A 22,489-nucleotide genomic window follows, 5' to 3' on the forward strand; every position below is an offset into this window, starting at 1 on the left:
ACTGTTTTTGTATATATTTGTAAAAAAAAATAATAGCATATGAAGAAATTAGCACTTACGTTATTCCTGGTTTTAGGATCTTTAACGATACAAGCACAAGAATTAAAATGGGAAACTGACATGAATAAAGCGATGGCTGTTTCCAAAAAATCAAAAAAACCAATCATGTTGTTCTTCACAGGAAGCGATTGGTGTGGTTGGTGTATCCGTTTGCAAAAAGAGGTTTTGAAAACACCTGAATTTGCCAAATGGGCGAAAGATAATGTGGTTTTGGTGGAATTGGATTTTCCAAGAAAATCACCACAACAACCTGAAATCCAAAAGCAAAACATGGAACTGCAACAAGCTTTAGGCGTTAGAGGATATCCAACCGTTTGGTTTGTGAAAGCCACTAAAAATAAAAATGATGGTAAAGTTAACTTGGAGCAAATAGGAAGTACGGGTTATGTAGCCGGTGGACCAAGTGCCTGGCTGCAAGGTGCAGATCAAATTTTAGCCAATCTTAAAACTAAAAAAACATAAGTTTTAAAGTTAGTATTTATAGAATCCCTTTTCATTAGTATTGTGAAAAGGGATTTTTTCTTTGTTGCAGGTAGCTTCCCAAAGCCTGACATAACTTTTGTAATTGGATCCGTCAACAACGATTTGCTCAGGTTTTAAAGTAGCAAGCAAGCGTTCCATATTCAGTTTTGGGGAATAGGTTATAATTAGGATATCGGGGTTGATTTTTTCAGGATAAATCGCAGTACTGTCTATCAGTAATATTTTTTTGCCTTTAAAATATAAGAAGTTGGCTGCCTTCCTTTTTGCTTTGGCTTGGCAAAAATTTGCCACCAAATAAGATTGAACGGTTATATTGTTTTCTAAAGAATTTAGAATGCTGTCATTGCTGTATAAAGTAACCCAATTGTTTTCTCTTTCAGAAATAATACTGTTCTTTTTAGCATTAAAAACAATCAATTCCCGGGTGTTGTAAGTTTGATTTTTGGTGCTGATGAAAATAATTTGAAGCACTATGATACTCGACAATGCTATTGTCATTCTTTTGAAATTGGGTTTCTGGAACCAAAGAATAACAGTGATGATAACTAAGTAGGAAACCCAAAACATGGCAGGGGTAAACGAAATGTTTTTTAATACAAACTGATCAAAAGAAGCAATCCATTCGATAATGGTATTTTGCATTTCAATCAGAAACTCCAAAGGTTTTATTACCCAAAACGGCACTTTTCCAAAGCAAGCCATTACAATGGCAATTAGCCCAACAATCATAATGATGCCGAGTAAAGGCAATACAACAACGTTGGTTACAAAAAACAATCCGGGAAATTGATGGAAATAATAAATGCTCAAGGGCATTGTTCCGATTTGTGCCGCAAATGAAACGGTCAGTATGTCCCAGGTGTATTTCAGGATTCTGTTTTTTGGTTCCCAAATATCCGAAAGCAAAGGTTGCAACCAAAGGATGAAAAATAGCGCCAGATAACTCAATTGAAACCCAACATCAAATAAAAACGAAGGTTTCCACAACAGAATTAAAAACATGGATACCAGCAAAGTGTGAAAGACATTGACCGTTCTCCTTAAATGATTTCCGATAGCAACAAATGAAAACATAGTCACAGAACGCACTACCGATGGCGCTAATCCGGCCAAAATGCCATAACTCCACAATGATAAAAGGATTATCGCCAGTTTAATTATGGCGTTTCTTTTGGTGTTTGCGATAGGTTTTAAAAGAAAAGTAACAAACAATAGGATGAAACCAACATGCAATCCCGAAACGGATAGGATATGAACCGCTCCGGCCAATTGGTAATCCTTTAGGACTTCTGGGGAAATATCCTGTTGTTGCCCAAGCAGCAAGGCAATCATGATGTTGAGTTCTTCTTTTTTGAAATGGGAAAGCTCCAGGTTTTGGATGATGTCCGTTCGATAATTAGAAAAGCGTGACCAAAGTGTTGTTACGGTTTTACCAATTCTAATCTGATTTTCACTCACATAAACCTGTCCGTAAACCTGCTGGGTTTCTAAATATTTTCCATAATCAAACTGATTCGGGTTGAAAGGGTTTTTGTTTTTATAAATGCTGCCGTAAACCTTTAACTGACTTCCAATCGGCAAATCGGCAATTTGATTTGGTTCTCTGATGTTGAGAATGATTTTGCCAAAACTGGCGTGATTATCAATGGCGTTTACATTTGAAACATAACGTGAATTCTTAACCGTGTTCTTTATTTTTTCATGAATGATAATCGTTAACTCATGCGGAGCATCATCCTGTATTTGGTTGATATAATGGTTTTGGCGTAAAGTTTCCTGGTGAAAGGCCGCTGTAGAAATTCCGATGGCGAAGGAAACGAATAGGGTAAAAGCCCCAAAAGAGTATTTGTAAATCGGTTTTCTTTTGGCCAAAAAATGAAAAGCAAACAGAAATAAAATTCCAATAGCAAGAGAAAAGAAGATCAAAATCGAGTCAGGCTGGTACTTTTGATATAAAAGTATCCCTGAAATAAAGGCTAAAGTTGTTTTGGCTAATGGAAATTGTAAGATTTTCATGTAACTAATTTACACGAAAATTTTAATTTACGCAAGAAAATTACTGTATAATCCTATTTATTTGTGCGAAAGTTCTATTGTAATATGGCTCTTTGGTAGAAGAAATAATAACGCCGCTTTGGGTAGAAGAATGAATGAACTTGATTTCATCATCAGAAACTTCAACGACCATTCCAACATGGTTGATTCTTCTTTGGCCTCTGTTGATAAAGAAAATCAAATCTCCTTTTTTAGCATTCGCCAAATCAACTTTGTCGCCAATAGTAGCCATTTCGTGAGACGAACGCGGTAAAATGATGTCAAATTTCTGGAAGGTTGAATAAATCAAACCAGAACAATCGAAACCGGCTTTGGTTGTTCCGCCGCCGCGATAGCCAACACCTAAATTGTCTGAAGCACTATTGATCAATTGTTTTACCAAATAACTGGCGTCGTCATTTTCAACAATGATATCATCTTCATTTCGGTTGTCAACAGCCACTTTTTTAGTTACGTTTGGAAGTGGTTTTTGCCTTAATGCAGTTTCTCTGGGTTGGGTTTTCTTCTTTTTTTCCGAATTTTTCACTACGGTATTGGGAACCGCTTTAGGTTCGGAATACATCCCTTTTTTAACGGCAACATCCTTTGAAGTCACTATGTTCGAAGCCGGTTTACAGGCTGTGAGCAATAGCAAAAGAAGCGATATGTAGGCGATGTTTTTCAATAAAAAATATTTTTTACAAAAATAAAAATTTAGTTTGGAATCAGAACTACTTTAAATCATTTATGATAAATTTAGCAGTTTTTTCACTGGCGCCTTCACCACCTAAGCGGGTTTCGAGCGCATCATATTTTATCAACAAATTGTTTCTGTAATTAGTATCCAGTAATTTAGACAGTTCTATCTTTAAGTTTTTGCTGTTGAATTTATCCTGAATCAATTCGGTAACGACTTCTTCATCCATAATTAAATTCACCAACGAAATATATTTAAGTGTAATGATTCTTTTGGCAATTTGATAAGAAGCCCAGCCGCCTTTATAGCAAACCACTTCGGGGACTTTAAACAAGGCGGTTTCCAAAGTTGCGGTTCCGGAAGTGACCAATGCCGCTTGGGCCACACTCAGTAAATCATACGTTTTATTCGAAATGAATTTGACATTTTTATTGGTCAGAAACTGTTCGTAAAAATGATACTCCTGACTTGGCGCACCGGCAATCACAAACTGATAGTCTTTAAAGTCGTCAACAATGCTGAGCATCACACTGAGCATTTTTGAAATTTCCTGTTTTCGGCTTCCCGGAAGAATGGCAATAATAGGTTTGTCATCCAGTTTGTTTTCTTTTCTGAATATCGCTTCATCTGTTCTAACCCGATTGTGAATCGCATCTATTAACGGATGACCTACAAAATCAACTTTAAAATGGTGCTTGACTTCAAAGAAATCTTTTTCAAACGGAAGAATCACAAACAGTTTGTCGAAATCTCGTTTAACGGCTTTGATTCGATTTTCTTTCCAGGCCCAAATTTGAGGCGCAATATAATAATGGGTTTTGATGCCGCGTTCTTTTGCCCATTTGGCAATGCGCATATTAAAGCCTGGATAATCGATAAAAATAATCACATCGGGACAGAATTTTTCGATATCGGCCTTACAGATTTTAATATTGTTAAGGATGGTTTTCAGATTCATCACGACTTCGGCAAATCCCATAAAAGCCAATTCACGATAATGTTTTACCAAAGTACCTCCAACACTCTGCATCAAATCGCCACCCCAAAAGCGAATGTCGGCCGAAGCGTCTTCCTTATAAAGCGCTTTCATCAAATTGGAACCATGCAAATCGCCCGAAGCTTCGCCGGCAATGATATAGTATTTCATTTTTTGCGTATTTATTTTCTATTGGTAAAAAATGCAGTCGCTACGCTCGTGTCATTCTTAATATATTATAAATCCCATGAATTTAATTGTTGTATCGCATGATGAGCAGTCAAATCAAACTGAACCGGTACCACAGAAATATAGCCTTTGGACAATGCCCATTCATCGGTATCTTCTCCTTTGTCCTGATTGACAAATTCGCCACTCAGCCAATAATAATCTTTGCCGAAAGGTGTTTGTCTTTTATCAAATTTCTCCATCCAAATGGCTTTGGCCTGACGGCAAACCTTGATGCCTTTGATATCTTCATATTTCAATTTCGGAAAATTCACATTTAAAACCGTGCCTTCGGGTAATTTCTTAGTCAAAACTTCCAAAGCAATTTTTTTGATGAATGGTTTTATCGTTTCAAAATCGGCATTCCAATCATAATCCAACAGCGAAAAACCAATCGCCGGAATACTCTCAATTCCCGCTTCCACTGCGGCGCTCATCGTTCCCGAATAAATCACATTGATGGATGAATTCGAACCATGATTGACACCTGACACACATAAGTCAGGTTTCTTTTTCAAAATTTCATTGACTGCCAATTTTACACAGTCCACTGGTGTACCCGAACAGGCATATTCCGTAATGGTAGCATTTTCTGTCGAAATCTTATCGAGATATAAAGTGTTATTGATAGTGATTGCATGACCCATAGCACTTTGCGGACTGTCGGGTGCGACTACAATGACATCGCCAATTTCAGCCATGACATCAATTAAGGCACGAATTCCCGGAGCATTAATGCCGTCATCATTGGTTACTAAAATCGTAGGTTTGGTAATCATGTTTTGAATTTGCGGTCTATAGCACAGTTTTTGTGTGTCTTGTTATTAAGGCAAAATTAACCATTTTAAGGCTTTGCTGACATACAAATTTTTATAACTTTGAAGCAATCGGCTTTTCGTCAAGGTGCGTTAAACTGATTTTTAACAAAATTTTATCTGGAGAGGAAACTCTTGGCATGGTTTTTTGTTTAATTTAGACCAATAATTAATGAATATTATAATGCAGTTTATGAGAAGAAATTATAAAATACTACTGGTAGTTTTAGCATTATCAGTGGGATTACTCGGATTTAGTTTATTCCCGGGTAAAAAAGCGTCGGATCCCGAAAAAGATAAATTGCTGATCGAATTGTTGGCTTTTGTCATAGAAAAAGGACACTATAATCCCGCAACCATCGATGATACTTTTTCAAAAGGGGTTTATAAGGATTATTTGAATGCTTTAGATCCGTCTAAGCGTTTCTTCCTGCAATCAGATATCGAAGAGTTTGCCAAATATGAAACCCAAATTGATGACCAGATCTTGAACAAGGATTTATCATTTTTTGAGTTGACCTACACCCGCTTGATGAAGCGTATGGAGGATAGCAAAAGCTATTATAAAGAGGCTTTGGCTGAACCATTCGATTATAAAAAGGATGAAACCTTTAATACCGATTATGAGAAAATGCCTTACTGTAAATCGGTTAAGGAATTGAAAGAAAGATGGCGTTTGCAGGTTAAATTATCAACTTTGTCTTCTTTGGTGGAAAAACAAAAACTACAGGAAGATATTGCCAGAGATTCAAAACGACCAATTGAAGAAAGACTTAAGGAGTACAAAGAAAGCTTAGGCAAAAGTTCAACTCCTGAATTGGAAGCTAAGTTTGTAGAGAATGCACAGAAAAAACAAACTGAAACGCCCAAAACATATGAACAGTTAGAGAAAGAAACCAGAGAAAGTACTTTGAGTTCTTTGAATGACAACTTCAGCTTTATCAAAGATTTGAATAGAGAAGATTGGTTTTCTGTATATGTGAATGCCATTGCTTCCCGTTTTGATCCGCATACCTCTTATCTTGGCCCAACTGAAAAAGACCGTTTCGACTTGAGTATAAGTGGGAAATTTGATGGGATTGGAGCGCGTTTGCAAAAGAAAAATGATTTTACGGAGATTTCAGAATTAATTTCCGGTGGTCCGGCGTGGAGAGGAAAGCAATTGGAATCGGGAGATATCATTTTAAAAGTAGCTCAAGGTGATGCCGAACCGGTAGATGTGGTTGGAATGCGCCTGGATGATGTGGTGAAAAAAATCAAAGGACCTAGAGGCACCGAAGTTCGTTTAACCGTCAAGAAACAAGACGGAACCATCAAGGTAATTACCATTATCAGAGATCAGGTGGAAGTTGAAGAAACCTATGTTAAATCGAGTGTGGTGGAGAAAGACGGTTTCAAATACGGTATTATTTATTTGCCTAAATTCTATATCGATTTTGAAGATCAAAACAGTCGTGATGCCGGAAAAGATGTAGCGATTGAGGTTGAAAGACTGAAAAAAGAAGGTGTTCAGGGAATCGTAATGGATGTTAGGGATAACGGCGGAGGTTCTTTGAAAACGGTAGTTGACATTGCCGGATTATTTATCGAGCAAGGCCCGATTGTACAAATCAAATCGGCTGCCGGTAAAAAAGAAGTATTGTATGATCGCGATTCCAAAGTACAATGGGACGGTCCATTGGTAGTGATGATTAATGAGTTTTCGGCTTCTGCTTCAGAGATTTTAGCTGCTGCGATTCAAGACTACAAACGTGGTGTTGTGATTGGAAGCAAACAATCTTATGGTAAAGGAACGGTGCAAAACGTGATCGATTTGAATCAGTTTGTACGTGGCAGTACTTATGGTGATTTAGGAGCGCTTAAAACGACGACTCAGAAATTCTACAGAATCAATGGTGGTTCAACCCAATTGGAAGGTGTGAAGAGCGATATTGCCATTCCGGACCGATATGCTTATTTGAAAATGGGTGAGCGCGATATTGACAATGCCATGCCTTGGGACAAAATCGATGCTGCTGATTATAAAGTTTGGGACAAACAAAACAATTTTGATTTGACCATTCAAAAAAGCAAAGCCAGAATGCAGAATAATTCTCAATTGCAATTGATTGATGATAATGCCAAATGGTTGGACGAAAGAAACAAAGAGAACGTTTACAGTTTGAACATAGATAAGTTTAAGGCTGAGCAGAAAGCGTTGGAAGAAAAGAATAAAAAGTACAAACCGATTGTAGATTACAAAAATGCGTTTGACTTTAATTCGCTTCCTTATGAAGTGGAAAGCATGAAAAGCGACCCTGTGCTTAAAGAGAAAAGAGACAGATGGCATGAAAGCTTGTCTAAAGACATTTACATCGAAGAAGCGATTCATATCCTGAATGACTTGCAAACGGAGAATAACAAAGGTTTGTCTTCTAAATTGAAAAAAGATAAAGTGGTGATTAAATCTTAATCGAATACAGCAATAAAAAAGCCTCCAATTTGGAGGCTTTTTTATTTAAGTTCTAAGCTTATTTAATTTCTTTTCTGTTTTATCAAGGTCTTCCTGTAACTCTTTGATTTTGATTTGTTGTTTGCTGATTTTAATATTGGCTTCTTCAATTTCAATATCGGTCAGCTTTCCTTTTTTCTTGTTTTTCTCGAGTTTGTCTTTCATCTTTTGAAGTGTCTCTTTTTCATCATTGAGTTTCTCTTTGATTTTGATTAAGTCCTTTTCACCCGAGGCTATTCTCTTTTGGTCTTTCTCAAATTGCCTTTGCTCTTTCTCGAGTTTTCTCTGTTCTTTTTCTAAAGCCCTGGTTTGTTTTTCGGCAGCGGCTTTTAATTTTTCCGCTTCTTTTTGTTTGGCTAAAGTGGCCTTTTGAATGACAGCGATTTGTTCTGCGGTTAAAACTTCTGCGGCTTTGTCTTTTGTGGTGTTTTGAAGTTCGACCTGCTTTAAGGCAATGGAATCTGTAGGTTTGGCTACGCTGTCATTTACCACTTGGGCATTTAAGGAAAAGCTGCCAAAAGCGAGTAAGGATAAAAAAGCAAATTTTGTTTTCATGATTTGGAATTTTTAGTGTAATCCCAAAGTTACAAAAACCATTCCGAAATTACCATTCGTTTACCTTATTCGCATCCATCTTAAGGAAGATAAAGAGCAGGATAGTGAATCCCCAGAGTCCGGAACCTCCATAAGAAAAGAAAGGAAGCGGCACTCCAATCGTTGGGAACACACCAACAACCATTGCGATATTGACAAAGAAGTGGATGAATAAGATTCCCGCAACACAATAACCGTAGACTCGGCTGAACTTTGTCTTTTGCCGTTCCGCAAGATAAATGATCCTTATAATCAGAATCACAAACAGGGCAATGACAAATAGCGAACCGATGAATCCCCATTCTTCTCCGACGGTGGTGAAGATGTAATCGGTGTGTTGTTCTGGGACGAATCCACCTTTGGTTTGTGTTCCTTCGAGATAACCTTTTCCAAACCAGCCACCAGAGCCGATAGCAATCTCCGATTGATTGGTATTATAACCAACACCTTTCATATCGACTTCTTTTCCTAAAAGGATATTAAAACGGTCACGATGGTGTTGCTTGAATACATTCTCAAAAACATAATCCACCGAAAACACAAATCCGGAAACCAGTACCAAAATAATGGCGCTTAATATCCAGTTTCGGTCGATGATTCGGCTTCTGTAGTAGATAAAAAGAATTACGGCCAATGCAATTCCAATCAGTGCCAAAGGCTTTATGATTAGCGCTAAAACGAATAAAATAATGGCAATAAAACCGGTCCAAACATACCAAGCAGGCAAACCTTCACGGTAAAGGACCAAAATGAAAATCGTATAAATCAAAGCACTTCCGGGATCGGGCTGTGGCAAAATGAGCATTACCGGAAGAAAGATGATAATCATCGCCTGCACCTGTCGGTTGAAGTCTTTTAAATTGACTTGTACGTCGCTCAAATATTTGGCTAAAGCCAAAGAAGTTGCCGCTTTGGCAAACTCAGAAGGTTGTAATGTAAAACTCCCTATGGCGTACCAGCAGCGCTGTCCGGCGATGGTTTTTCCAAAGACAAATAATCCTGCAAGTGATAATAGGGCGACAGCGAAAATGATACTGGAATATTTTTCATAAAACTTAGCGTCAACGGAAAGTACTATGAAAATAATGGGTACCGAAAAAAGAATAAATAAAAACTGCTTTCCGTAAATCTGACTGAAATCAAAAATCGAAGTTTCCTGTTCAATGGAAGACAAAGAAGAAGAATAGATATTCAACCAACCCATTATCACTAAGATAATGTAGATGACAACGCTTATCCAATCTAAATTATTTGTTACACTTTGATTTTTCATATTTCGCTGAAATTATTGTTGAGTCGGAGTCGGACTCTTTTTAATTCCGTTGGTGTCTTTTGCTGCCGGTTTTACGGGTGTTTTAATACTTTTGTTGATTAAAGTATCCTCAACAGGATTCGCAATATATTTGTTGTATTCTCCCTGAAGACTTCCTTCCAACATTCTTTTCTCTAAATCTTTTCGGGTAATTTTTCTTTTGATGTATTTTTCAATCATCAAACTCGTAATTGGTCCGGCCCAACGTGAACCCCAATATCCGTTTTCTACAAATACGGCAATGGCAATCTTTGGATTGTCCTTTGGTGCGAAAGCAACGAAGATAGAGTGATCTTGTAGCTTTACCCTTTTTCCGTTGATCTTGGTATAATTCTCCGCCGTTCCTGTTTTTCCGCAAATGTCAATGCCTTCCACATTTAATCCATGAGCAGTTCCAAGGTTGTACACATCAAACAATCCGCTAATCATCGGCTCGAAATATTTTCGGTCAATGGTCGTAACGTGTTTTGTGGTGAACTTTTTATCAATCGTGCCGCCTTTAATCTTTTTGATGATATGAGGTGTATAATAAAAACCTCTGTTGGCCACCGTAGCAATCATATTCGCCAATTGAATTGGTGTCATCAACACTTCTCCCTGGCCAATGGCATTGGAAACAATGGTTTTACTTGACCAATCCCAGCCCGGATACATTTTCTTATAGGTTTTGGAAGTTGGAAGGCTTCCTCTTTTACCGGTTGGCAAATCATAACCCATGAATTGTCCTAAACCAAAACTTTTTAAATGCTTACTCCAAACATCTACGCCAACAGGAGCCTTTGGATATTTATTAATGGTTTTCATGTAAATGCTCGCAAAATAGGTATTACACGAATTGTAGATTCCATTGTGCAGCATCGAAACTCCCGAATCGTGACATCTCATAAATCGTCCAGGAGCATAACTAAAACCATGATGGCAGACAAAACTTGTGGTTTCATCAATCACACCTTCTTGTAATGCTACCAATCCTGTTAGGATCTTAAAAGGTGAACCAGGCGTATATTCGGCTAAAAGTCCTCTGTCATACAAAGGTTTTGCGATGGAATCATGATACAACATCGTGTAATTCTTAGAGCGTTGCCTTCCAACCAAAATCGCAGGATCGTAAGACGGTGCGGTCACTAAGGCTAAAATCTCTCCGGTGCTTGGTTCGATGGCTACAATTCCGCCACGTTTGTTAATCATCAGCTCTTCGCCATATTTTTGCAATTCTGCATCCAGCGTCAGATTGATGTCTTTTCCCTGAACCGCAATGGTGTCAAATTTTCCTTCTTTATACGAACCAATATCACGATTGTATTTGTCTTTTTGGATGTATTTTATGCCCTTAATACCACGCAGTATCTCTTCGTAGCTTTCTTCAACGCCTTGCCTTCCTATTAAATCACCGCTGTTATAATATTTGTTCTTTTCAATGATTTTTTCGTTTACCTGAGTGATAAAACCAAAAACATTGGCACCAAAAGCCACTTGATAATCTCTCAAAGCACGCTTTTGAATATAAAATCCGGTAAACCTTCTTTGCATTTCCTGAAAGGCGGCATATTCTTTTTTATTCAACTGGGCTAAAAATACTGAAGGAAGTCTTGGACTGTAGACTTTGGCTTTGGTAATTTTTTTTAGAAAATCTTCTTTGGTAATATTCAGTAAAGTACAAAACTCAGTCGTGTCTAAATCTTTGACATCTTTTGGGATGACCATGATGTCGTAAGAAGGTTGATTGGCTACCAAAAGTTTACCATTTCTATCATAAATATAACCTCTCTCGGGATATTCGTATAGCTTTTTTATGGCATTATTGTCGGATTTTAGTTTTAAAGTATCGTCAATGACCTGTAGATAAAACAAGCGTATTACCAATAAAATCGCAACAACGAAAATAATTGTGGGCAATAGAACTTTTCTCATCGTTTACTTGGCTTAATGATATAGATGATAATAATACAAGTGATAATGGTGAAAACAGTACTCAAAACAGTACGCAGTAAAATGTCCCAAAGGAAACTCAGTTTGAACACTTCGAGGACAAACAGAATAGTGTGATGGATTACGACCGCAATGAGTATAAATGAAAAGCGTTCGGGTGTCAAAACATCATTCAGCTTTACGGTTTGGTATTCGTAACTTAAACCGAATGAGAATTTAAAGATGGCTGGCCTGAAATAGGCTAGCGTTATACATGCCGCAGCGTGAACACCACCAGAGTTACAAAACATATCCATCAAAATCCCCAAAAAGAAACTGGCCATCAACAAACCTGTTTTGTTTCCGTTAACCGGAAAAAGTATAATGAACAGGATATAAGGAAACGGGTTGATAAACCCAAACAGGTCAATCCTGTTGAATATCAAAACCTGTGCGGCAAGCAACAAGATGAAACGGGCGATATTGGCTAACAAGGCACTATTCATCTTTCTTGGTTTTATTTTCCAGATTAGTAATTTCCTCAGCATCTTTGTTTTTAATGATGTACACATGACCTAAGTTGGTCATGTCATTAAACAGTCGGATGTTGAGCGTATAATAATTTGTTTCCTCGTCGGTATATACATTTTCTATAGTTCCGATACCAATGTTTGGTGGGAAAATAACCGACTGTTCACCAGTTACAATTGTATCGCCTTTGCGAACGCCGGCCAATCTCGGCACGTCAATCAACTGCACAAATCCGGTGCTTTTTCCGTTCCAGACCAAAGAACCAAAGTGATTCGATTTTTTGATTTTGGCATTGATTTGAGATTTGACATTCAAAATACTGATGATAGTAGCATAGTTTTTAGAAGTGTTGTCCACAATCCCGATAATACCTGCGCTGTTGATAACACCCATATTGGGTTTGATTCCCGAAGCCGAACCATTGTTGATGGTCAGGTAATTTTCGTGAACATTATAGGAATTGCGAATCACCTTAGAAACGATGATATCGGTTTTTTTTACGCCTTTTATGGTGTCAATTTCGGGTAGTTTGGTCGTGTCTTTCTGATTGAATAAAAGCGATTTCAATCGGGCATTTTCCTGGGCCAATTCTTCGTTCTGTGATCTCAAGTGAAAATATTCATCTATGTTGTTGACCTTTTCATAAATCCCACCGGTAAAGAAGTTAGCCGAGCTAATCATTTTGCTCTTGTGGTAAGAATGCGACTGAATCGTTAAAGAAAGGGATATTACCAAAAGCAGCAAAAACAGTAAGCGATTACTGTTTTTAAGTATAAAATTAAAAATTTGCTGCATTTTTAAACTGTATAATGTTTGTTATAAATATCCGCCGAAATAAAGGTAAAAAATAAATAGTCTTAACGGCTAATTATTTAATTAAAATACTTCTGAATTTCGGAATATTTTTAAGTGCCATTCCAGTACCGCGAACTACCGCTCTTAATGGATCTTCAGCAATATATACCGGTAAATCTGTTTTTTGGGAAATACGTTTGTCCAAACCTCTCAACATCGAACCTCCTCCTGCAAGGTAAATCCCAGTGTTGTATATATCCGCCGCTAATTCAGGTGGTGTTTGTGAAAGGGTTTCCATAATCGCATCTTCGATACGTTGGATGGATTTGTCTAAAGCTTTGGCAATTTCCCTGTATGATACTTCTACCTGTTTTGGTTTTCCGGTCAATAAGTCACGACCTTGAACCGACATATCGTCTGGTGGAGTTTCTAAGTCATCTGTAGCAGCACCGATGGTAATCTTGATTTTTTCCGCAGTGCTTTCTCCAACAAATAAATTGTGTTGTGTTCTCATGTAGTACACGATATCATTGGTGAAAACGTCACCGGCAATTTTAACCGATTTGTCACAAACAATTCCGCCCAAAGCGATAACCGCAATTTCTGTTGTTCCACCACCGATATCGACAATCATGTTTCCTTTCGGTTGCATAATATCAATACCAATACCAATCGCCGCAGCCATTGGTTCGTGGATTAAGTATACTTCTTTTCCGTTTACACGTTCACACGATTCCTTTACCGCACGCATTTCCACCTCAGTAATTCCCGAAGGAATGCAAACGACCATGCGAAGCGCCGGAGTGAACATTTTTTTCTTTAACGCCGGGATGCTTTTGATGAACATCGAAATCATTTTTTCAGACGCATCAAAATCAGCGATAACACCGTCTTTCAACGGACGTATGGTCTTAATGTTTTCATGGGTTTTACCCTGCATCATGTTGGCTTCTTTTCCTACCGCTATGATTTTACCTGATATTCGGTCACGGGCTACAATTGAGGGGCTATCAATTACAACTTTGTCATTGTGAATTATCAGTGTGTTTGCTGTACCAAGGTCAATTGCTATATCCTCGGTCATGAAATCAAAAAATCCCATAAGTCTTTTAAGGGTTTAAACGTTTATATAAAATTTTAACGCACAAAGTTAAACAAATTAATGTTTAAAATGACGTGTGCCTGTAAATACCATTGCAACTTTATTTTCGTTGCAAAAATTAATACTCAACTCATCTTTTATCGAGCCGCCGGGCTGAATAACTGCCGTTATTCCTGCGTTGTGAGCCAATTCCACACAATCCGGGAAAGGGAAAAAAGCATCACTCGCCATCACTGCGCCATTCAAATCAAATCCAAAAGTGTTCGCTTTTTCAACGGCTTGTTTCAAAGCATCCACTCGCGAAGTTTGACCTGTTCCCGATGCTACTAATGTACTGTTTTTTGCAAATACAATCGTGTTTGATTTGGTATTTTTACAAATTTTTGAAGCAAATAATAAATCTTCTATTTCCTGCTCGGTTGGCTTTGTATTAGTAACGTAAGTTAGGTGTGTTTTATTGTCCGTGATATTGTTTTTATCTTGTACCAGTAAACCATTCAAACAGGTTCTTACCTGTCTTTGAGGTAGTTCCACATCATGTTGCACTAAAATAATTCTGTTCTTCTTTTCAGATAAAACTGATATTGCCTTTTCATCATAACTTGGGGCAATCACCACTTCACAGAATAAGCTGTTAATTTCGTTGGCAGTTGCTTCATCAATATTGCCATTGGCAATCAAAACACCACCAAAAGCCGAAGTTGGATCACCGGCCAGCGCCGCTAAATAAGCCTCTTTCATAGTGTTTCTGGTAGCCAAACCGCAGGCGTTGTTGTGTTTGAGGATAGCAAATGTTGGTTCGTTTTCCTTAAACTCCAAAATCAGATTCACCGCAGCATCAACATCCAACAAGTTGTTGTATGACAATTCCTTGCCGTGTAATTTGGTAAACATTTTGTCAAATTCGCCAAAGAAGAATCCTTTTTGGTGTGGATTTTCTCCGTAACGCAATACTTGTCCGTTATCAATGCTTACTTTGAAAATAGTCTCATCGGTATTGAAATAATTAAAAATCGCGCTGTCGTAATTGGAAGAAACATGGAAAGCTTTGGCAGCCATCACTTTTCTTTGTTCCAAAGTGGTTGTACCATCTTGTGTTGAAATCAAATCCAACAAAAGAGAATATTCATTTACTGAAGCTACAATTACGGTGTCTTTGAAATTTTTGGCAGCAGCACGAATCAAAGAAATGCCACCAATGTCAATTTTCTCTATGATTTCCGCTTCGCTTGCACCGGAAGCCACTGTTTTTTCAAAAGGATATAAATCAACAATCACTAAGTCAATTTGGGGAATATCAAACTCCTTCATTTGCTCCACATCCGAAGAATTGTCCTGACGGTTTAAGATACCGCCAAAAATCTTCGGGTGTAAAGTTTTTACTCTTCCGCCAAGAATTTCAGGAAAAGAAGTGATTTCTTCAACCGGAACTACAGGAATTCCTAACTTGTTGATGAATTCTTCGGTTCCACCAGTAGAATAAAGGGTTACATTTTGTTCGTGTAGTTTGCGAACAATTGGCTCTAAACCGTCTTTTGAAAAGACTGAAATCAAGGCTGATTGGATTAGCTTCGCTCCGTTCGACCCTTGGTCTCGGGTTGTTTTTTGTGTGCTCATGTTGTGTGTGTTGCGTCTGTCAATCGACAGTTAGTTTTAAGAGGACAAAAGTAGTTTTTTTAAGGACAAAATTCAAGCAAGAATTGTAACAATATTTTATTTCTTGACACAAATAAGACAATGTAAAAAAGAATCGGGATTTTCGTTATTTTTATAGAAATTTACCATTACCTAAACCAGCCATAAATGTTACTCTACTTAAGACTGCTTAAAGAAAGTTTTGCCTTTGCCATGAATGCTTTGCGCAACAATAAATTGCGAACGATGCTTTCTTTACTGGGTGTTACCATTGGTATCTTTTCAATTATTGCGGTTTTGGCGGCGGTTGATTCCCTAGACCGAAAAATACAGGCTGATTTGAGTACACTGGACAAAAATACCATTTATTTGACCAGTCAGTCTTTCGGGCCAACAGAAGTACCGCGTTGGAAAAGAGAGCAGTTTCCCAATGTGACTTTTGAAGAATACCAATATTTGAAAACGGCCTTGACGAATGTTGAAAATTCCTGTTTCCAATATTTTACCGTAAGCCAAAACATCAATTATGAATCGGTAACGTCTAGTTCGGTAAATATGGTTCCGGTAACCTATGAGTTTGTGGATATACAACGGATGGAGTTTGCCGAAGGGCGATTTTTCAATGAATCAGAATCTTATTCCGGGAAACAAGTGGTGGTTTTGGGTCATGATATTGCCCAAAATCTTTTTGGTGAAATAGACCCGATTGGAAAAACAGTACGCATGTATGGCCAAAGATTTACCGTCATTGGCGTAACCAAAAAGAAAGGGGAATCGATGGATATTGGCGGTGGCGATGATACTTCGGCTTTTTTCCCGTCTACTTTTCTGCGAACAATTTATGGCGACAATAACCCGCAAGTTTTGCCTGTTATCATAATAAAACCCGAAAAAGGAATTGACATCGATGCCTTAAAAGGAGAAATTGCTCAAAAACTGCGCGGGGTCAGAGGTGTTAAGGAAGGTGATATCAATAACTTTTTTATCAATATTTTATCGGGCTTGACCGATATGATTGATGAGCTTTTAGGCACTGTGCGTATGGGCGGGATTTTGATTAGTTTCTTTTCGTTTTTGGTGGGCGGATTTGGAATTGCCAATATTATGTTTGTTTCGGTTAAAGAGCGAACGAATCTTATCGGGATTCAAAAATCACTGGGCGCCAAAAATAGATTTATATTGCTTCAATTCCTTTTCGAAGCGATTATCCTTTGTTTGATTGGTGGTACAATTGGACTGGTTATCGTTTGGCTTTTGGCGATGTTGATGACCAATGTATTGGATTTTGAATTCGTCTTAGGCTTTGGCAATGTCATCATCGGTACCGGATTGTCCATCATTGTTGGATTAATTTCGGGAATTCTGCCGGCAATCTCGGCTTCCAAATTAGATCCGGTGGAAGCAATCAGAAGCGGAATGTAACTTTGCGGTTAGTTTAAAACCCAAATCAACAGCAGGAACAACCATTGCAAACCAAGGACTATCCAAATACTTTTTCGGCTTGGTTCGGTGATATTGTGTAGCGCTTCCATTGTTTTTACCTTTAAAATAGTGCTGAAATCAGCATCCTGGCTGGCAAAATCTTCATTGTGCAGATTCACTTTTTCCAATCCGTAAATAATAATTCGCTTAATCCATTTGTTCTCCGTTTCATTTTTTACCTGATGAATAAGCTTCAATTTCACCATAGAATAATCAGCTCCTTTTTTGATAATATCCGGTTGGATGGTTTTGAATTTTGCCAAAATCTTATCTAAAACAGGATAAAGCAAAGCGTCTGATTTGTCATTAACGATACGATTGATAATTTTCGAAACAATATACTTATTGCCAAGAATCAAAATGAAAACAGGACACAATATAATCAGTAAAAGCAATATCGATTGAATAGGTTTTGAGGTGATGGTGTAGAGGAGCGTTGAAGAATTGGCTACTTCAGCGGCACTGCTTGTCTTTTCGTCAAACAATATAAAGTAACTGAAAGTAAAAGTGACGACCAGGCTGACAAATCCTAAAGCATTTATTTTTATCCAGGATAATGCGGCTGTAGCCGTAAGTTTTCCGAAGTATTTCACATGTTCAATCATATCGTCTGTTTGATGTTTACTATTTTTTAAAGATATAAAAAAAACACAAAGCGCAAACTTTGTGTTTTTTGGTATAAAGTATTTGGATAAAATCTATCTCACATCCTGATTCAAAATCAAATCGATGTACAAATTGATTTTGTTTTTCAGTTCTTTTCTGTGGGCAATAAAATCAAGGAAACCGTGGTCTAATACAAACTCGGCGGTTTGGAAACCTTCCGGTAAATCCTTTCCGGTGGTGTCACGAACCACACGTGGTCCGGCAAATCCAATCAAAGCACCAGGCTCAGAGATGTTGATATCTCCTAACATGGCGTAAGAAGCCGTAGTTCCACCAGTTGTCGGATCGGTACATAATGAAATGTATGGAATTTTGGCTTCAGCCAATTGCGCTAATTTGGCGGAGGTCTTAGCCAACTGCATCAAGGAATAAGCCGCTTCCATCATACGCGCGCCACCCGATTTTGAAATCATCACAAATGGCGTGTTGTTTTTGATGGCGTAATCGATACCACGGGCGATTTTTTCACCCACAACAGCACCCATCGAACCACCGATAAAAGCAAAGTCCATACAGCAAACAACCAAGTCATTTCCTTTTGATTTTCCAACAGCAGTACGAACAGCATCTTTCAATCCTGTTTTTTCCTGAGCGTCTTTTAATCGGTCTGAATATTTTTTGGTATCCACAAAGTGCAGTGGATCTTTGGCGGTCATTTTCGCATCCAATTCTTTGAATTCATTGTTGTCAAACAAGATTTCGAAGTATTCTTTACTGCCAATTCTCACGTGGAAATCATCTTCCGGGCTAACCCATAGATTTCTTGCCAATTCATCCTGGTCAATAATTTTTCCCGTAGGTGATTTGTACCAGAGTCCTTTAGGAACATCCTTTTTATCTTCTGTAGCGGTCTGAATTCCTTTTTCTGTTCTTTTAAACCAAGCCATAATTTATGTTGTTATAAATTTTGAATTATAAATTTTGAATGTGAAAATAATTTAAAATTCAACATTTAAAATTTAAAATAATTTAAAGTGTATTTACGTTATTTAAGTCGGCAAATGCCTGCTCTAATCGGGTGTTGAAAGTCATTTCTCCCTCACGGATCCATTTTCTTGGGTCGTAGTGTTTTTTGTTTGGAGAATCAGCGCCTTCCGGACTTCCGATTTGGGTTCTCAAATAATCAATTTTTGAAGTCATATAATCTCTGATGCCTTCAGTGAAAGCAAATTGTAAGTCGGTGTCAATGTTCATTTTGATTACACCATAAGAAATGGCTTCTCTGATTTCTTCCAAAGTTGAACCTGAACCACCGTGGAAAACAAAGTCAACCGGATTTGGTCCTGTATTGAATTTATTCTGAACGTAATCTTGTGAATTTTTCAGGATTTTCGGGGTCAATTTAACGTTACCCGGTTTGTAAACCCCGTGCACGTTTCCGAAAGCCGCTGCGATAGTGAATTTTGGAGACACTTTCATCAACTCTTCATAAGCATAAGCTACTTCTTCAGGTTGCGTGTATAATTTTGAGCTGTCTACATCTGAATTGTCTACACCGTCTTCTTCACCACCGGTAATTCCCAATTCGATTTCCAAAGTCATTCCCATTTTGCTCATACGGGCTAAATATTCCTTACAGATTTCGATGTTTTCGTGGATTGGCTCTTCTGATAAATCAATCATGTGTGAAGAGTACAATGGTTTTCCGGTTTCAGCAAAATGTTTTTCAGAAGCGTCAAGCAAACCGTCAATCCAAGGCAATAATTTTTTTGCACAATGGTCAGTGTGAAGAATTACAGTAGCCCCGTAAGCTTCTGCCAAAGTATGAACGTGTTTGGCCCCGGCAATTCCACCTGCAATAGCTGATTTTTCGCCTTCATTTGAAAGTCCTTTTCCGGCATTGAATTGTGCGCCACCATTGGAGAATTGAATAATCACCGGTGCGTTTAATTTAGCCGCCGTTTCCAAAACACCATTGATAGTGCTCGAACCGATTACGTTCACCGCAGGAAGTGCAAATCCTTTTTCTTTAGCATAATTAAAAATCGCCTGTACGTCATCTCCGGTAGCAACTCCTGGTTTGATATTGTGAGCCATTGTTTTGTGTGGTTTTTAAGTTAAGGTTACAAAAATAATAATTTCTAATTTTAGAAAGGATAATTTATTCCAATATTTAAAACGGAACGGTTAAAGCGCATTTCTTTGAACCATCTATTGTTTTCTTCCATGGCCGGATTGTAAGTTTTAAACCCTAAATCCAATCGGACGATAAAGAAATTAAAGTCATATCTGAATCCAAATCCGGTACCGACCGCGATATTCTCAAGCGATTTTAAACCGCTGAAAATGGACGCATCATCTTTGGTATTGTCTAAAACGTTCCAAATATTTCCAACATCGGTAAACAAAGCGCCATTCAATTGCTGAAAAATATTGAATCGGAATTCGGTGCTAAAGGTCAGTTTCATATTGGCCTCGTTGAAATCAAATATACTGCCGCTGGCACCCGGACCAAGGCTATAGGATTGCCAGGCTCGGATATCATTTGTTCCTCCGGCAAAATAACTTCGGGAAAACGGAACGCTGTTGGAGTTGCCATAAGGAATGGCAATTCCTGCAAAAGCTTTGGCAGCCAAAACTTTTTTACGCGTGAAATCCCAATGCTTGATAAATTCAAATTCGGTTTTGATGTATTGTGAAAATTCCACATCCAAAAAGGTGTTGGCACCATTTTGATTTTTTAACTGCTGGGAAGCTTTTGCGATTAAGGACAATACATTTCCGGCAGATTCAATTTTGGCTTTAAAAGCATAAAATTCGTTGTCAAACAAATCTTTTTTGGATGTTTTGGTAAACGTAATATTGGATGCAAAAATCAAATTATTTTCGGTCAATCTTTCACGTCTTTCTTCAATACTTCTGACTTCATCATAATCACGGCTGGACGTCGAAATAACCGGCGGATCACCCAGAACATCATTGGTAAATCCGGTAGTTCCCGAATCAATTAACAACCTATTGTTACTATCTGGATCTTGGTTAAAGTACCCGGAAGTCGACGGAAGATAAGTATGGGCAATCTCATTAAGTGAGTTGTATGAAGACTTATAGATATTGAAGTAGTTCGACGGATTCAGGTTTTTTACAAACTGGATATTGATTAAGTCAAATCTAAAGGTTGTATTTTTCTTTGGCGTCCAATTGTAAGTCAGTGAGCTGGTAAAGTTTTGTTTGTCCAATCCGATATTGGTTTGTTTTGAATAACCCACACTCAAAGTAGTGTAAGGAATCATGGTTTTCGGAATGATTTTATCGGTTTTAAAAGGGAAAAAGATGCGTGGAAAATTCAATTTGGCATCAACCCCAATTTCAGAAATGTTGAAGAAGGTGTTGTTTGGATTGGCCAAATCTTTGGAGGAACCAATATTTCCCCTAAAACCAAGCTCAAAAGTTTCGGCACCATTAAATACGTTGCGGATGCCCAAGAAAGTGCTTCCGGTAATACCAAAATCCTGAATATTGGAATGGGTAAAATCAGTCGAGAAACCAAAGGTATATTTTTTTCTTGGTGTCAGATAGATGTTCGCAATCAGACTATTCTGCTGGGTTTTATCTTCTACATATTGAATCAATGGATAGTTGAAAACCTTAAGATTACTCAAATACCTTGAGGTAACAGAAGTTCTGTAATCCGAAAAATAATTCCCTTTGGTAACAAAAATCCCATCAGTGATGGCTTTCGGACGGTATTTTAATTTCTCAACGCCATATAACGTAAAATCGTTATAAGTTACACTATCCTTAATTGGAGCGGTAGGATTGGTCGGGCTGTGATCGGTGTAAATGTTAACCTTACTGATTTTGTACAATTCAAAAGGTTTGGTGCTGATACTGTCCTCGGTTCGGATACTTTCATTGTCAACATAGAAATACAAGGCAGGTTTGTGATTTCTGTTGATGGTGTCAATGTCTAAGCTGATATAATTCTGCTGGAATCGGAAAGCACCGTTATTTCTGAAGTCTTCGGTAACGCGTTTTTTCTCTTCGTCATAATCACTGGTCTGGAATCGTTTACCCACTTTTAAAAAGGAATTCTTTTTTCTCAACTGATAAATCGAATCGAGTGGCTGACTGGCAATTATAGGAAAGATACTGTCGATAACATAAGGCTTTCCGGTTTTGATATCATATCTGAGTTTGACTTTTTTATTGTCGATGCTGTCCACTTTGTATTTGGCTGTCACGTCAAAGTAACCGCGGTTGTAGTAGTATGATCTTAAACGGCGAAGCGATTTTCGGGTACTGGTCGTATCTAATATTACCGGCGCTTCACCCGTTTTCATCAAAAACTTGTCAATTCCGGAATAGAGGAAAGATTCGCCTAAACGCTTGACTTGTTTTTTGGAAAGCCATTTGGCTTTTCGATAATAGCGCTTTGGGTTTTTGATCATTTTGGCCTTGAAAAGCGAATCCGATTTTTGTCTTGCCAGATTATAAAGGTTCAGTCGAAGGCGATAGCCTAAAATGGAAGTGTTTTGCTTTTGATACAACTGGTTGGTAATTTCCTCACCATGGTCTTTTTTAGTATCAACGTAAATGTCGTTTTTCGTAAGTAGTCTTTTCCCATCAGGAACTCTTTTTGTCGAGTTACAGCCAAAGATAATTAGCCCAGTTAGAATAAATAATGATATTTTTGTGATACTCTTTTTCAAGTGGTGCGAAATATTTAATTCAAAAATA

The 22,489-nt window shown here is 37.9% G+C and carries 18 protein-coding genes; 3 read left to right on the forward strand and 15 right to left on the reverse strand.

Annotated features, from left to right (window positions below):
• Window positions 1-39: 39 nt before the first annotated feature.
• The gene (locus P1K33_RS09930; protein ID WP_284652804.1) at window positions 40-522 is read left to right on the forward strand and encodes a thioredoxin family protein; all 483 of its coding nucleotides are present in this window, start codon (window positions 40-42) and stop codon (window positions 520-522) included.
• A gap of 9 nt (window positions 523-531) precedes the next feature.
• On the opposite strand, the gene P1K33_RS09935 is transcribed toward P1K33_RS09930, so the two are convergent.
• From P1K33_RS09935 to surE, 4 genes are all read right to left on the reverse strand, one after another.
• On the reverse strand, window positions 532-2,559 hold the full coding sequence (locus P1K33_RS09935) for a ComEC/Rec2 family competence protein (RefSeq protein WP_284652805.1): 2,028 nt from the start codon (window positions 2,557-2,559) through the stop codon (window positions 532-534).
• Between the two features lie 40 nt (window positions 2,560-2,599).
• On the reverse strand, window positions 2,600-3,262 hold the full coding sequence (locus tag P1K33_RS09940; RefSeq protein ID WP_284652806.1) for a C40 family peptidase: 663 nt from the start codon (window positions 3,260-3,262) through the stop codon (window positions 2,600-2,602).
• Window positions 3,263-3,308: 46 nt separating this feature from the next.
• Entirely contained in the window at window positions 3,309-4,421 is a 1,113-nt protein-coding gene (lpxB, locus tag P1K33_RS09945) for a lipid-A-disaccharide synthase (RefSeq protein WP_284652807.1), read from the reverse strand.
• A gap of 65 nt (window positions 4,422-4,486) precedes the next feature.
• Window positions 4,487-5,257, reverse strand: a complete 771-nt coding sequence (gene surE / locus P1K33_RS09950; protein ID WP_284652808.1) for a 5'/3'-nucleotidase SurE — start codon at window positions 5,255-5,257, stop codon at window positions 4,487-4,489.
• A gap of 208 nt (window positions 5,258-5,465) precedes the next feature.
• Between surE and P1K33_RS09955 the strand changes: the two genes are divergently transcribed.
• Window positions 5,466-7,745: a carboxy terminal-processing peptidase gene (locus tag P1K33_RS09955; protein ID WP_284652809.1), complete on the forward strand. Its 2,280-nt coding sequence runs from the start codon at window positions 5,466-5,468 to the stop codon at window positions 7,743-7,745.
• A 45-nt stretch (window positions 7,746-7,790) separates the two neighbouring features.
• Here P1K33_RS09955 and P1K33_RS09960 read toward each other — a convergent pair whose 3' ends face one another.
• From P1K33_RS09960 to purH, 7 genes are all read right to left on the reverse strand, one after another.
• Window positions 7,791-8,339, reverse strand: coding sequence for a hypothetical protein (locus P1K33_RS09960; protein ID WP_284652810.1), 549 nt, complete (start codon window positions 8,337-8,339; stop codon window positions 7,791-7,793).
• Window positions 8,340-8,388: 49 nt separating this feature from the next.
• A complete protein-coding gene (gene rodA, locus P1K33_RS09965) occupies window positions 8,389-9,651 on the reverse strand; it encodes a rod shape-determining protein RodA (protein ID WP_284652811.1) in 1,263 nt (420 codons plus the stop codon).
• Between the two features lie 12 nt (window positions 9,652-9,663).
• Complete coding sequence (mrdA, locus tag P1K33_RS09970) at window positions 9,664-11,601, reverse strand: penicillin-binding protein 2 (protein WP_284652812.1); 1,938 nt, start codon at window positions 11,599-11,601, stop codon at window positions 9,664-9,666.
• A complete protein-coding gene (locus P1K33_RS09975; RefSeq protein ID WP_284652813.1) occupies window positions 11,598-12,104 on the reverse strand; it encodes a rod shape-determining protein MreD in 507 nt (168 codons plus the stop codon). The genes mrdA and P1K33_RS09975 overlap by 4 nt, the downstream gene beginning before the upstream one ends.
• The gene (gene mreC, locus P1K33_RS09980) at window positions 12,097-12,924 is read right to left on the reverse strand and encodes a rod shape-determining protein MreC (protein WP_284652814.1); all 828 of its coding nucleotides are present in this window, start codon (window positions 12,922-12,924) and stop codon (window positions 12,097-12,099) included. Before mreC ends, P1K33_RS09975 begins: the two co-directional genes overlap by 8 nt.
• A gap of 73 nt (window positions 12,925-12,997) precedes the next feature.
• Complete coding sequence (locus tag P1K33_RS09985) at window positions 12,998-14,026, reverse strand: rod shape-determining protein (protein WP_121312631.1); 1,029 nt, start codon at window positions 14,024-14,026, stop codon at window positions 12,998-13,000.
• A 57-nt stretch (window positions 14,027-14,083) separates the two neighbouring features.
• Window positions 14,084-15,643: a bifunctional phosphoribosylaminoimidazolecarboxamide formyltransferase/IMP cyclohydrolase gene (gene purH, locus P1K33_RS09990; protein ID WP_284652816.1), complete on the reverse strand. Its 1,560-nt coding sequence runs from the start codon at window positions 15,641-15,643 to the stop codon at window positions 14,084-14,086.
• Between the two features lie 186 nt (window positions 15,644-15,829).
• On the opposite strand from purH, the gene P1K33_RS09995 reads away from it, so the two are divergent.
• Window positions 15,830-17,083 carry an ABC transporter permease gene (locus P1K33_RS09995; RefSeq protein ID WP_284652817.1) on the forward strand — a complete coding sequence of 418 codons (1,254 nt, stop codon included), beginning with the start codon at window positions 15,830-15,832 and terminating at the stop codon, window positions 17,081-17,083.
• Between the two features lie 8 nt (window positions 17,084-17,091).
• On the opposite strand, the gene P1K33_RS10000 is transcribed toward P1K33_RS09995, so the two are convergent.
• The 4 genes from P1K33_RS10000 to tamL form a co-directional block, all read right to left on the reverse strand.
• Entirely contained in the window at window positions 17,092-17,748 is a 657-nt protein-coding gene (locus P1K33_RS10000; protein WP_284652818.1) for a hypothetical protein, read from the reverse strand.
• A 93-nt stretch (window positions 17,749-17,841) separates the two neighbouring features.
• A complete protein-coding gene (gene accD / locus P1K33_RS10005) occupies window positions 17,842-18,696 on the reverse strand; it encodes an acetyl-CoA carboxylase, carboxyltransferase subunit beta (RefSeq protein WP_284652819.1) in 855 nt (284 codons plus the stop codon).
• An 82-nt stretch (window positions 18,697-18,778) separates the two neighbouring features.
• Entirely contained in the window at window positions 18,779-19,846 is a 1,068-nt protein-coding gene (fbaA, locus tag P1K33_RS10010) for a class II fructose-bisphosphate aldolase (protein WP_284652820.1), read from the reverse strand.
• A gap of 50 nt (window positions 19,847-19,896) precedes the next feature.
• On the reverse strand, window positions 19,897-22,461 hold the full coding sequence (tamL, locus tag P1K33_RS10015) for a translocation and assembly module lipoprotein TamL (RefSeq protein WP_284652821.1): 2,565 nt from the start codon (window positions 22,459-22,461) through the stop codon (window positions 19,897-19,899).
• Between the last annotated feature and the right edge of the window lie 28 nt (window positions 22,462-22,489).

The organism is Flavobacterium terrisoli, assembly GCF_030167905.1.
GTDB lineage: Bacteria > Bacteroidota > Bacteroidia > Flavobacteriales > Flavobacteriaceae > Flavobacterium > Flavobacterium terrisoli.